Below are 11,881 nucleotides of genomic sequence, written 5' to 3' on the forward strand. Positions count from 1 at the left end.
CCATAGCGTCTTGTCGCGAACAAGCCGAGGCCTTGCCGCCCGATTTCGGGCAGCCGGGTGCCCTGCGTGCGGCACGCCGTTTTCCGCATTCCACAGGGCCACCCATGCGCCTCCGCCACTTATGGCGTCGCTCGTCGGAACAGACCTAGCCTCGACCATCCCCTGGACCGGGCATGAGCGACCTGACGCCGGCAGGTCTCCTGGCTCACGGGTCATCGCGGACGGATGCGCCTTCCCAGGTTGCCCCAGTGGCTGGATCGCGCCCATGGCCGATCCGTGCATCGCCGCTCACCGCTTACAGTTGCAGGGACAGCCGCGGATTTGGGGAGCCAAGCCCCCTCACCGTGTTCCCTTTTAATCTCCCTTGTCGGGAGAACCGGCGCGATCATATCGCCGGATCATTCCGGCCCCGTATCGCTACGCGGCGGCGATGGAGGGCGTCAAGCGGGATGAGGTCGCGGCGTCGTTGCGCTATGGCGGCGGCATGGCACGCAGGAACCGTTATCTGATCGCGACGATGCCCGATGGCTATGTGAAGACGATCGGCCCGACATCGCAGCCCTTCACCCATTATTGGCGGATCGTCGCCGATCTGGGCGGGGGCAAGACAGAAGTGTTCTGGGGCCATGCCAAGTCGCGCAAGGCGGCGATGGCGAACGATGCCGCCATGGCAGAGGCGGTGCGGCAGCGCGGCTGGGTCGGGTATCGGTTCGAGGTCGTCGAACTGGTCGAGGCGGACGCGCCGGAAGGCCATAGAAAATCCTCCCCGGTACGGGGAGGGGGACCGCCGCGCAGCGGTGGTGGAGGGGGGATGCGGTAAAGGGCGCACCTCGCGGCGCGCCCCCTCCACCATGCTTCGCATGGTCCCCCTCCCCGGGACGGGGAGGATTGGCAGGGACGCATCGCCCCTGCCCTTCCCGCTACTTCTTCGGCTTGTTCTCGCCCGACGCGTCCGAAATCGCGGACCCGGCCGAGCGCAGGTCGCGGCCCGCGCCGTTCACGGTGTTGCAGGCCGACAGGGTCAGCACGGCGAACAGGGTAGCACCCAGAGCGATCTTCTTGGTCATGGCGATCTCCTCGAAAAAAGGGGGGTGCGGCGGGCCGGATACGCTGGCCCGCCGCGGACACTCAGCGCAGACGACGGCGGCTGGCCGCCGTTGCGCCAAAGGCGGAGGCACCGGCGCCGACCAGCAGCGCGAGCACCAGGATGAACGAGGTCTTGGCACCAGCCCCGGCGGCGGCATCGGCGGCCTGCTTGGCCTTTGCGACCGCTTCATTCTTGGTCTGGACGAATTCGGCCTTGGCCTGATTCACCTGGGCCTGGGCCTGGTCGCGGCTGATCTTGCGCTGGGCGGCGACGATGTCGACCACGCGCGCTTCGGCCCGGGCGCCGTCCGCACCGCCACGCGCCATGGCGGGCAGCTGCTTGGCGACTTCCTTCTGCGCCTGTTCCGGGGTCATCTGAGCCGGATCGGCAGGCGTTTCGGTCAGATATTTGGCGGCTTCGGCCTGCACGTCATTCTGATCGACACCCGCGACCTGCGCGACCTTCGGAGCAGCCGCGCCCACGGTCGAACCGGCGGCACCGGCGACCGCGCCGACGGTACGGAACGCGCCACCGATGATCCCACCGACCGCCGAGGTCAGCAGATACAGGGTCAGGAGCAGCGTGACGCCCCACACGACCAGGCCGTGGACCAACGCATCGAACTTCTCGGTCACGCCCGACACGCGCGCCGCGGCATAGCCGCCAGCACCCAGCGCGACGACGGTGGTGATCAGCCAGTACAGGCCCGCCCCGATGCCGAAGCCCGCCGCGCCCGGCGTCGAACCCTGGACCGGGTCGACCATCGACAGGCCGATGCCGGTGCCGAGGATGCCCATCACCAGCTGGACCGCGACCGCGATCACCACACCGGCAAAGATCGCGCCCCACGAAATCCGACGGGTCGCGCGGACGATCGCGCCCTCTTCCACCGGCGCATAGCCGGGCGTTACATGCGTAGCCATATTCACTCCTGTTCTTTCGGTTCTTGGGCGGGACCGGCCTTTTTGGTGCGGGCCGCCGCCTCTTGTTCCTTGCGCCCCTGGCTGATGGCGGCGTCGTCGCCGATCAGCTTCCCGATCGTCTCGCGTGCCGCCCCTTTGGCATGACGCACGCGATCGGTCGGATTCCTGAAATTCTTGTCGCTCATGCGGGCATCTCCCGTCGGCCAAGCGCACCCTCGCCGTCGAAGCCACGCGCATGCGCCCAGGCGGCGGCGGCGGTGCGGCGGTTCACGCCGATCTTGGCGTAGATGCGCGCGACATGGTTGCGCACCGTGTTGCCCGATACGCCCAGCGCCCGCGCGATGCTCTTGTCGTCCAGCCCGCGACAGATCAGGCCCAGCACCTCGCGCTCGCGCGCGGTCAGATCGTCCAGGCTCGCGCCGCCCAGTTCGTCCTGCGGCGCGCGCAGCCGGGCCAGCTTGTCCATGATCGACCGGCTGAACCAGCTGGTGTCCTTCATCACCGCGTCGATCGCCTCGACCAGCTCCAGCTCGGTCGCCTTGCGCTGGGTGATGTCCTGGAACGCCCAGAGGACGCAGGTGTCGTCGCCCAGCGTGATCAGCTCGGTCGACACCAGGCAGTCGCTGCACCCGCCGTCCTTGGCGACGATCCGCGCCTCGACCCCGCGCAGGTCGCGACCGTCGTCGATCGCCGCCTCGATCTCGGTCTGCGCCGCGTCGTTCGCCCACAGTCCGACAGCGGCCAGCGAGCGCCCGATGATCTCGGTCGTGCCATATCCGGTCAGCTCGGCGAAACTGGCATTGACCTCGCACAGCACATGGCCATCGCGCGCACCGATCGCCATCGGCACCGGCGCCATCTGGAAGGTGCGGGTGAAGCGCTCCTCGCTGTGGCGCAGCGCCGACTCGGCCTTTCGGCGCGGCTCCAGATCGGCGAAGGTGAACAACATGCAGGGCTGGTCCCCCATGTCGATCGGCTGGCCCGCCACGATGACCAGCTTGGTCCCGCCGCCCGGCAGCGCCAGCTCCGCCTCCATCTGCGGTATGGTCCGCCCCTCGGCCAGCCGCTCCTTCGCCAGCTCCAGCCGCTCGGCGCCGCGCAGCACGTCGATGTCGTAGACGGTCCGGCACAGCACCTGGTCGCGCGGATATCCGGTCATCTCGACAAAGCCCTGGTTCACCTTGACGAACCGCAGGTCGGCCAGACGACAGATGATTGCGGGCGCCGGGTTGGCGTTGAACGACTGTTCGAACCGATCCTCCGCCTCGTAACGGGCGGTGACGTCCTGGATGATCAGGACGACGCAGGTCGGCTCGCCGTCGTCGCGGTCGTTCAGCACCAGGCTGCGCACCTGATGCACCCAGCGCGGGTCCTTCTCGCCCTCGACCGCGACTTCGACCACGACCTCGGAAAAGGATTCGCCCGCCGCGACCCGTTCGACCGGATAGTCGTCCGCCTCCAGCCGGTGGTTGTTGCGGTAGCGAAGGCGGAAACGGCTGCGATACTCGTCCACCGTCCGGCCGAGCTGCTCCAGACGCTCGACCCCGTGCATCGCCAGCGCGGCGTCGTTCGCCCAGAGCAGACTCTGATCGGGATCGACCAGGATCACCCCCTCGTCCAGCCCCGCGACGATCTGTCGCAGGTGCCGGAGGTCGACGGTATCCCGCATGGTGGCCAGCGAAGGCGCCACAGTGTCAGCCCTTAGTCCCGGCGACCGTGGATCAGCGCGGCGAGCGCATAGCCGCCCAGCGCCGCGACGACGGCCCAGACCACGCCGTTATTGCCGTTATGGGCGCGCACCGCGTCCACGGCCTTTTCGGAGCCGCGCCGCGCGGCCGCGACCGACCGATCGGTGGCGTCGCCGATCCGCTCGCGCGCTTCCTCGATCAGGCTGGGGGTGGCATCCGCCACATCGCCCGCAACCGACTGGGCACGACCGAACAGATGCTCGGCGCTGCCCGCGACCTGATCGGTGACGCCCGCCACTTTCCAGTCGCGGCTGTCGACCGCATCGCCGATCGCCTTTTCCACCTTGCCACCGAAATGGCGCGCATTGCCGTGCAGTTCATGCTTGTTCATCGTTCGTCTCCGAAAATGAAAAGAAGGGGTTTCAGGGAGCCACGCCGCAGGTGGCGGCGGCCTTGCCGACTTCCAGTGCGATCTTCGGGTCCTTGATCTCGCCCGCGACCCGGATCAGATCGCCTGCGGTCAGCTGGCCGGGATTGGGATCGTCGCGGCGATAGGCCGCGGCGGCATTGCCCAATTGTTGCAACTGACCGAGCGACAGGTTGTGCTCCAGTCGCTGGCCGACACAGGTCGAACGTTGGCTGTCCAGGCCATAGCGCTCCAGCCCGGTGGCGATCCGCGTCGAGGGCGGGGTGCACGCCACCGCGACGAGCGCGATGCCGATGCTTGCGAGGATTTTGGCCACCCGGTTGCTCCCGTGCGACCGGCGGCGAAATGCGACCGATCTGGCCGGGTACAACTTATGATAAGTTAAGCCGTTCCTGGTATTTTTGCCGGTATGGTTGGTAGTCTTCTACCAGTTTTGAGGCGCTGGCGGGCCTATGCGCCGGCACGCAGCGCGATCACCCATTCGACGAACGTGGCGGCACCGCAAAGGATTTCCATCGACAAGCCATTGTCCTAACGCCATTTTCCACCAAACCGCCTTGTGTGATCGGGCCATAAACGGCACCATCCCCCCTCCGACATGGTCGAAATGAACCAACGGATGACGAGGGAGGATGATCGATGAAGATCCTGTTGGCGGCTGCCTTAACGGTGACGATGGCCGCATCCATGGCCCCTGCTCAGACTACGCCCCAAACCGCCCCACCGGCGGTGATCGAGGATTTCCGCCCTTCCTCGCTCAACCAGCCCGGCCAGTCCTATCCGCAGGTCAACTCGCAGGGATATGCCCACTTCCGCATCACCGCCCCCGATGCCAAGGCGGTGAAGGTCAGCCTGGGGCTGGGCGGACGCGGCGGCACCGTCCTGACCAAAGGCCCCGATGGCAGCTGGACGGGAACGTCGGAAGGCCCGCTCGACGAGGGATTTCATTATTACCATCTGACGGTCGATGGCGGCACCTTCAACGATCCGGGAACGCTGAACTTCTATGGCTCCACCTGCTGGGAAAGCGGCATCGAGATTCCGGCGCATGACGCGGATTTCTATGCGCTGAAGGATGTGCCGCATGGCCGGGTCGAACAGATCCTGTTCCCGTCACCCAGCACCGGCGCGCCGCGACGCGCCTTTGTCTACACCCCGCCCGGCTATGACCGGAACATGCGCGATCGTTATCCCGTGCTGTATCTCCAGCATGGCTGGGGCGAGGATGAGACCGCCTGGTCCAATCAGGGCCACGCCAACCTCATCATGGACAATCTGATCGCAGCCGGAAAGACGCGACCGTTCCTGATCGTCATGACCTATGGCATGACCAACACCATCCGCCCCGGCGCGCCCGGCGGGCTGGCGAGTTTCGACATCCGCCCCTTCCAGACCTTGCTGCTGGACGAGCTGATCCCCTATGTCGACGGGCATTACCGCACCCTGTCCGACCAGCGCCACCGCGCCATGGCCGGGCTGTCGATGGGCGGCTTCGAGACAAAGCTCATCGCGCCGAAGCATCTCGACCGGTTCGCCTATATCGGGTTGCTCAGCGGCGGGACCATGTCGCCGGACGATGTGAAGGCGTGGCCGGGCTATCGCGACAAGGTGAAGCTCACCTTCGTCAGCTTCGGCAGCCGCGAGTTGGAAGGCGGACGCAGCGGTCCGCCAGGTGGTCCGCGCAGCGATCCGCGCGCCAATGCCGCCGCGCTGACGGCGGCCGGGATCAGGAACGTCTTCTACGTCTCTGAGGGCACGGGCCACGAATTCCAGACGTGGCGGCGCAGTCTTCAGGCGATGGCGCCGCTGCTGTTCCGGGACTGAGGAGAAGGGACGGCGGTCGTGCGGACCGCCGCCCCTTTCGGATCGTCAGTTCCGCAGACTGTCGGGCACGATCCCGCCATTTTCGGCGAGCTTCGCCATCACCGCTTTGTGAAGCGCGATATTTTGCTCGGCCGAGCCGTCCTCGGCGGCATGCACGCCTAGTTCGTTGGCCAGTTCCTTACGCGCCGACAGACTCGAATCCAGGTCGAGCAGCTTCAGCAGATCGACGATCGAGCTTTGATAATTGCCCCCGCCGCCCTTCATCGACGCCATTTCCGACAGGACCGCACCGACATCCACATTCTGCGGCGCCGGGGTCGGAGCCGCGACGGGGGCCGGAACCGGTGCGGGGGCGGCGGCGGGTGCGGGTTGTGCCTGAGCCGGTGCGGGTGACGGTGCAGGTGCGGCTTCGCCCTTGCTGCCATGGTGGAATATCTTGTTCAGGATATTGCCGAAAATGCTCATCGGGTGGTTCCTTCGCTGATCGGATGCGACGATGCCCGCTCTAACGACGCAAGCGCCCTGCGGGTCCGCTCTTCCGACGAGATGGCCTCTGCGGGAACGTCATGGCGCGACAGACGCTTAGACAGCATCTGTCGTCTTTTCAGGGGTTTGCCATGACCATCCGTTCGACTTTCATTGCGACCACCGCCCTGCTTGCGATGGCGGCCTGTGGCCAGAAGCAGGACAATTCGTCGACCTACACGACGAACAGCGCCGATACGTACAACCAAGCGGATGCGTCCGCCCCCGCCCCGGCACAAACCCCTGCCGCAAGCGCGGCGCATAGCTTCGTAAACACGGCCGCAGCCAGCGACGCCTTCGAGATCGAGACGTCCAGGCTCGCGCTCACCAACGGCGCTTCGCCCTCGGTGAAGTCCTATGCCCAAAAGATGATCGACGCCCATACCGGCTCGACCGCCAAGCTGAAGACGCTGACCGCCGGGATGAGCCCGGCGCTGACACCCGATGCGACGCTGAATGCGCAGCAACAGGCGACGCTGGACCAGTTGAGGTCGCTGCGGGGCGAGGCGTTCGACGCGGCGTATATAGCGGCGCAGAGGTCGGGGCATCAGCAGACGCTGGATGCGCTGAAGGGGTATGCGACGACGGGAGACGTGGCGTCTTTGAAGAGCTTTGCCAGCGACCTCATCCCGACGGTGACGGCGCATCTGAACATGGCGAAGGGCCTGAAGGCGTAACTTCGGCCGCTGGCCCGCAAACGGGGCGGACATGGCGAATGCCATGTCCGCCCTTGGCGTATGGGGAGCGTGGGCAAACGCAAAAAGCCGCCACGGGGTATGCCGGGCGGTTATGGTAGTGGGGAGGAATGGTTGCGGGGGCAGGATGATTTTGCACCCACGCCAATACCTATCTACTTGATTTACGTTCCTATTTTTGTTGCGCTACGGGCCAGCACCCCCATTGATACCCCCAGCTGGGTCTGAAGCGCCGAGGCGGTAAAAATCTGCGACAAATGGTCAAAATCGCGGCGGCTCGACTATGAGGCATCAAGTCGCATTGAAACCGAATGCATCGCTGTTTTCATTGGGTACAATTTTGAAAGAGTACGTCACTGCCAGCGAGCTTTAACGAACCGGGCTATCTCGGCCGCCAAGTCGTCGTCCTCCGGGGTGTTCCCTTGAAATCCTCCGTGCGGCATCCCTTCAAAGACGTGCAGTTCGGCATCCACATCCGCTTGGCGCAGTGCACGGTGCATCCGTACAGCGTTGGACAGGAAGAGGTCTCGCGTGCCGGATTGGAGGAAGGCCGGCGGCAGGTCTTTTAGATCTCCGAACAATGGCGAGAGGTAAGGATGCGACAGGTCTGCCCCACCGGCATACAGCGCGTTGTTCCGCATCAATGATCCGGGCAGCACGACATCTACCATCTGATTGACCTGGAAACTGTCGCCGGACTCGGTCAGATCGACCTCCGGTGACAGGAGAACCATGCCGGCGGGCATGGGCAGCCCTTCGTCCTTCGCGCGCAGGAGCATCGCGACAGCGAGGTTGCCGCCCGCCGATCGCCCGCCCACGACGATGCGCGACGGTGCATGCCGTTCCAGCACGTAGCGATACGCCGCCATAGCGTCATCCAATGCCGCCGGATAGGAATGCTCGGGCGGCATCCTGTAATCGACGCCGTAGCTGAGCGCCCCAAGCCGATCCGCCTGCATCCGCGCCTGCACGCGACACGCCTCGCCGCCACCAAACACGAACGCTCCGCCATGGAAATCCAGATAGGCACAATTCGGTGCCGATATGGCTTCAGGCGTCGCGACGTGAATCGTGGTCTCGCCGATGCGAAGCGTCTCGGCGCTGGCACGCAACGTACCGGCTAGCCCTTTCACTGCCGCCGCATAATGCCCGTCCGCGGCCGCCTTGATCTTCATCCAGCCTGCATGATCGTCCGGCGGTGGCATCGAGTAGAGCGCGTTGATCGGGACGCCATCGTTATTCACCAGTCGCTCGAGACTGGCGCGAGCTTCCTGGCTTATCGATGAGGGAAACGGTATCAAACGGCCCTGGACCATGATGCCGCTCTTCTGGTCGGTCATGTCGTTGCGCTCCTCATGACGCGCGCCGGATCGCAGCTGCGCCGCAACCAATGCTGACGGGGCCCAAGCATTGCGTCAAAGCGCCCCCTCCCCTGTTCCCGTAAACGGACCTTGAGCGGGTTGGTCTTGCACTGCTGGGTGGCGCCGTCGTTTAAGGTGATAGCTGCTCTGGCCCAGCCGCTCAGGCATCTTCCTCATAATCGGTCGAACGCGTTACGCTTTCCCAGCGATCCATCTCGTCGATCACCACGTCGAGCTTCTCTCGGGCACGTCGCAGCGCGTCGCTCCCAAGCAGCAGATGAAGCGGCGGATTGGGCGTGTCGACCAATTCGAGGATCGCCGCAGCCGCCTTGTCCGGATCGCCGATCTGGCGCCCGGCCATCGCGTCAAGCCGTGCGATTCCGGTCCCGACGCTTTCGGCATACTGCTCGCTGCCCTGACTGCGGCGGATCGAATGACCGCTGAGAAAGTCGGTACGAAAGGCACCAGGTGCGATGGCTGTGGCCTTGAGACCGAAAGGCGCGACTTCCTGGGCTAGGCTCTGTGTTAGGCCTTCGAGTGCGGATTTGGTCGCCGAATAGAGGCCGGATGATCCCGCTGGCGCACGGCCTGCGATCGAGGTGATGTTCAGGATGTGACCGCTGCCCTGCCGCCGCAAGACGGGAAGCGCGGCGCGAATGATGGCAAAGGGTGCAAAGACGTTGACCGCGAACAGCCGTTGAAACTCGGCGTCCGTCGCTTCCTCGATTGCCCCGAGCAGGCCATAGCCGGCGTTGTTGACCAGCACGTCGATGTGGCCAACCATGTCGAAGGCCGCACTTACAACCGGCGCGATCGCCGCCGCATCGGTAAGATCGACGGTCAGGACATGCAGCGTACCATGACCCACTTCCAAATCCGGCGCAGCCTCGCGCACCGTGCCGACGACGGTGTCGCCCCGAGCGAGCGCCGCCTGCGCGAGCGCCTGGCCGAGGCCGCGGGAAATACCTGTGATGAACCATGTCTTCATAGCTGTTCTCCTTCGCCGCTAGATGTAGCGCTTCATCCCAGGCGGATAATCGATCATTTGCCACCCAGGCTTGTAAGGTCAGCTTCACAATGCTGAGGTGCACGCCATGATCCATCCCAGCGAGTTCGGTGCCTTGCGCGCCTTTGCAGCCGTCGCCGAGCACCGGAGTTTCAGCCGGGCGGCCGAGCAGTTGGGGGTATCGTCCTCGGCGCTGAGCCAGTTGATCCGCGGCCTGGAGGAGCGGCTAGGCATCCGCCTGCTCCATCGCACCACCCGCAGCGTGTCGTTGACCGAGGCTGGCGCCGCGCTGCTCGGTGATATCGCACCCGCGATCGACAGCCTGACGGGCGCCCTGGAGCAGGCGCGTACTGCCGCGAAGCTGCCGGCCGGTACAGTCCGCCTGCACTGCTTCCATGCTGCCGCAGACAGGTTCGTAGTGCCGATCCTGCCGAGGCTGTTGCGCGCCTTCCCGGATATCACGCTCGATCTCACAATTGATGACACGGTCGTCGACATCGTCGGCAGCGGCTATGATGCCGCAATCCGTATCGGCGAGGTGATCGAACGCGACATGGTCGCACTTCGGCTAGGCGAGGATATTCGCCAGCTGGCTGTCGCCGCGCCCGCATACTTGGCCGAGCACGGCGTTCCGCAAACGCCAAAGGATCTGCTCCAGCATCGTTGCATCCGCTGGCGCTGGCCGGGGCAGCCCGGCCCCTATGCATGGGAGTTTTTCGAGAAGGGCCACTGGTTCTCGGTGGCGGTCGAAGGGCCGTTGATCACCAGCAGTCGCGCCGTGATGGTGGACGCTGCGCTTGCTGGCATCGGGATCGCCTTCCTCAAGGAGGAGTCTGTCGTCGACGCTTTTGCGCGAGGTGCCCTCGTTCCGCTGCTGGCGGAGTGGTCGGTTCCCTTTCCCGGCTATTATTTGTGTTACCCCCAGCAACGGCAGATGGCACCGGCCCTGCGCGCGGTAATCGATATGATCAGATCGGGTGAGGATGCGGCGTTCTAGCTAGCCGCATCGCAGTGTGCGTCGAAATCGCGCGCCAGTTCGGCCAGGCTGACGGAATCGAGGCGCGCCACCAGCAGCGCCTCGGCGTCACGGAGCACACCCTCCAGCGCAGTATTAACGGCTTTCTCGACAGCGCAGTCGGCATTGGCGTTCTCATGGCCGATAGCGAACAGGCGGGGTCCGCCAACCGCGCGGTGTACGTCCAGCAACGAAACGTTCTTCAAGGGCTGCGCGATCACCCAGCCGCCGCCATGGCCCTTTTCCGACCGCACATACCCTGCATTCCGAAGACCAGCCATCGTGCGCCGTACCACGACCGGGTTGGTACCCAGCATGCGGCCAATCGCTTCGGAGGTCATTGGTCCCTCATGCCGCGCCATGTGGAGCAGCACATGGAGCATTCGCGAAAGGCGGCTGTCGTTGCGCACGATGTGATCCTTCACGGCGCCATCGAGATTGGCAAGGGTCCAGTATCACGATACTTATAATGTTACATGATTCGTGGAGCGTCGATTATGCCTGCCTATGAAAGCCCAGATCATTGGGACACAGCCGCCCAGCATTATGAGAAGACGGCGCATCCATTCACGTCCCTTTATGCCGAGGCGGCACTCGCAAAGGTCGCTCTGACATCGGAAAGCCACGTGCTGGACGTGGCGGCCGGGACTGGCGCGCTGACGTTGGCAGCGGCGCGTACCGGCGCACGCGTGCTAGCGACCGACTTCTCCCCCGGCATGGTGGCGCGCATCGCCGCTGCGAACCTGCCCAATGTCGACGCATGCGTCATGGATGGACAGGCCCTGACTCTGGCAGACCGCCGTTTTGATGCGGTCTTCTCGATCTTCGGAGTCATCATGTTTCCTGACTGGCGCAAGGGCCTATCGGAAATGGCGCGAGTAACGCGGCCGGGTGGCCACGGCGTGATCACGACTTGGCAGGATGGCGGGGCGGCGACCTTTCTCCTGCTCGGCCAGATCCGTCGCAAGCTGTTTCCCGGGCGCGACGGCATGACTATGCCGAATGCGGTCAAGGCGTTGAGCGACCCGAGCGATTTTGCCCGCGAACTCATCGCCGCGGGATATCAGGATCCCCAAATCCAACATGTCACCCACGACTATGTGCTCGATGTCAGCGCACTTGCCGAGCCCGATACCTTGTTCGGTATGTCCCCCGACTGGATCAGCTTGAGTGATACCGAGAGGGCCGCCGTCGTCGCTGAAGTGCGAGACATGGCTGGTGATCGAATGATCCTGCCCATCCCTTCTACCGCTCTCATCGGTGTAGCCAGGCGCTGACCATCGCTATGCTACGAGATAGCGATCGCAATCGAAGAACAGCAGATCCGCTT

The 11,881-nt window shown here is 64.8% G+C and carries 15 protein-coding genes and 1 riboswitch; of the genes, 5 read left to right on the forward strand and 10 right to left on the reverse strand.

The features are described 5' to 3' along the window. Nucleotides 1–173: 173 nt before the first annotated feature. Nucleotides 174–396, reverse strand: a riboswitch (cobalamin riboswitch). Nucleotides 397–484: 88 nt separating this feature from the next. Continuing rightward, a complete protein-coding gene (locus KV697_RS11630) occupies nucleotides 485–820 on the forward strand; it encodes a hypothetical protein (protein WP_257575859.1) in 336 nt (111 codons plus the stop codon). Nucleotides 821–920: 100 nt separating this feature from the next. On the opposite strand, the gene KV697_RS11635 is transcribed toward KV697_RS11630, so the two are convergent. The 6 genes from KV697_RS11635 to KV697_RS11660 form a co-directional block, all read right to left on the reverse strand. Continuing rightward, on the reverse strand, nucleotides 921–1,067 hold the full coding sequence (locus KV697_RS11635) for an entericidin A/B family lipoprotein (protein WP_082669938.1): 147 nt from the start codon (nucleotides 1,065–1,067) through the stop codon (nucleotides 921–923). Between the two features lie 61 nt (nucleotides 1,068–1,128). Further along, nucleotides 1,129–2,010 carry a hypothetical protein gene (locus KV697_RS11640; protein WP_219018331.1) on the reverse strand — a complete coding sequence of 294 codons (882 nt, stop codon included), beginning with the start codon at nucleotides 2,008–2,010 and terminating at the stop codon, nucleotides 1,129–1,131. 2 nt (nucleotides 2,011–2,012) lie between these two features. Continuing rightward, nucleotides 2,013–2,195, reverse strand: a complete 183-nt coding sequence (locus KV697_RS11645; protein WP_219018332.1) for a hypothetical protein — start codon at nucleotides 2,193–2,195, stop codon at nucleotides 2,013–2,015. Next, the gene (locus tag KV697_RS11650; RefSeq protein ID WP_219021368.1) at nucleotides 2,192–3,679 is read right to left on the reverse strand and encodes a PAS domain S-box protein; all 1,488 of its coding nucleotides are present in this window, start codon (nucleotides 3,677–3,679) and stop codon (nucleotides 2,192–2,194) included. The genes KV697_RS11645 and KV697_RS11650 overlap by 4 nt, the downstream gene beginning before the upstream one ends. A gap of 32 nt (nucleotides 3,680–3,711) precedes the next feature. Continuing rightward, nucleotides 3,712–4,089, reverse strand: a complete 378-nt coding sequence (locus tag KV697_RS11655; RefSeq protein ID WP_219018333.1) for a CsbD family protein — start codon at nucleotides 4,087–4,089, stop codon at nucleotides 3,712–3,714. A 31-nt stretch (nucleotides 4,090–4,120) separates the two neighbouring features. Then, nucleotides 4,121–4,441, reverse strand: a complete 321-nt coding sequence (locus tag KV697_RS11660; protein ID WP_219018334.1) for a hypothetical protein — start codon at nucleotides 4,439–4,441, stop codon at nucleotides 4,121–4,123. Between the two features lie 323 nt (nucleotides 4,442–4,764). On the opposite strand from KV697_RS11660, the gene KV697_RS11665 reads away from it, so the two are divergent. After that, complete coding sequence (locus tag KV697_RS11665) at nucleotides 4,765–5,949, forward strand: alpha/beta hydrolase-fold protein (RefSeq protein WP_219018335.1); 1,185 nt, start codon at nucleotides 4,765–4,767, stop codon at nucleotides 5,947–5,949. Between the two features lie 45 nt (nucleotides 5,950–5,994). On the opposite strand, the gene KV697_RS11670 is transcribed toward KV697_RS11665, so the two are convergent. Continuing rightward, nucleotides 5,995–6,414, reverse strand: a complete 420-nt coding sequence (locus KV697_RS11670; protein WP_219018336.1) for a DUF3597 family protein — start codon at nucleotides 6,412–6,414, stop codon at nucleotides 5,995–5,997. Nucleotides 6,415–6,566: 152 nt separating this feature from the next. On the opposite strand from KV697_RS11670, the gene KV697_RS11675 reads away from it, so the two are divergent. Further along, on the forward strand, nucleotides 6,567–7,151 hold the full coding sequence (locus KV697_RS11675; protein ID WP_219018337.1) for a DUF4142 domain-containing protein: 585 nt from the start codon (nucleotides 6,567–6,569) through the stop codon (nucleotides 7,149–7,151). A 371-nt stretch (nucleotides 7,152–7,522) separates the two neighbouring features. On the opposite strand, the gene KV697_RS11680 is transcribed toward KV697_RS11675, so the two are convergent. Both KV697_RS11680 and KV697_RS11685 read right to left on the reverse strand, forming a co-directional pair. Continuing rightward, nucleotides 7,523–8,509, reverse strand: coding sequence for an alpha/beta hydrolase (locus KV697_RS11680; RefSeq protein ID WP_219018338.1), 987 nt, complete (start codon nucleotides 8,507–8,509; stop codon nucleotides 7,523–7,525). A gap of 181 nt (nucleotides 8,510–8,690) precedes the next feature. Next, the gene (locus KV697_RS11685) at nucleotides 8,691–9,518 is read right to left on the reverse strand and encodes an oxidoreductase (protein ID WP_219018339.1); all 828 of its coding nucleotides are present in this window, start codon (nucleotides 9,516–9,518) and stop codon (nucleotides 8,691–8,693) included. A 106-nt stretch (nucleotides 9,519–9,624) separates the two neighbouring features. On the opposite strand from KV697_RS11685, the gene KV697_RS11690 reads away from it, so the two are divergent. Next, nucleotides 9,625–10,533 (forward strand): LysR family transcriptional regulator, encoded by a 909-nt coding sequence (locus tag KV697_RS11690; protein WP_219018340.1) that lies wholly within the window; start codon nucleotides 9,625–9,627, stop codon nucleotides 10,531–10,533. Here KV697_RS11690 and KV697_RS11695 read toward each other — a convergent pair. Next, nucleotides 10,530–10,961, reverse strand: coding sequence for an Rrf2 family transcriptional regulator (locus KV697_RS11695; protein ID WP_219021369.1), 432 nt, complete (start codon nucleotides 10,959–10,961; stop codon nucleotides 10,530–10,532). The genes KV697_RS11690 and KV697_RS11695 overlap by 4 nt on opposite strands. Before the next feature lie 87 nt (nucleotides 10,962–11,048). Between KV697_RS11695 and KV697_RS11700 the strand changes: the two genes are divergently transcribed. Then, nucleotides 11,049–11,828: a class I SAM-dependent methyltransferase gene (locus KV697_RS11700; protein ID WP_219018341.1), complete on the forward strand. Its 780-nt coding sequence runs from the start codon at nucleotides 11,049–11,051 to the stop codon at nucleotides 11,826–11,828. Nucleotides 11,829–11,881 lie beyond the last annotated feature (53 nt).

The organism is Sphingomonas sanguinis (assembly GCF_019297835.1).
In the GTDB taxonomy this organism is placed as follows: domain Bacteria; phylum Pseudomonadota; class Alphaproteobacteria; order Sphingomonadales; family Sphingomonadaceae; genus Sphingomonas; species Sphingomonas sanguinis_D.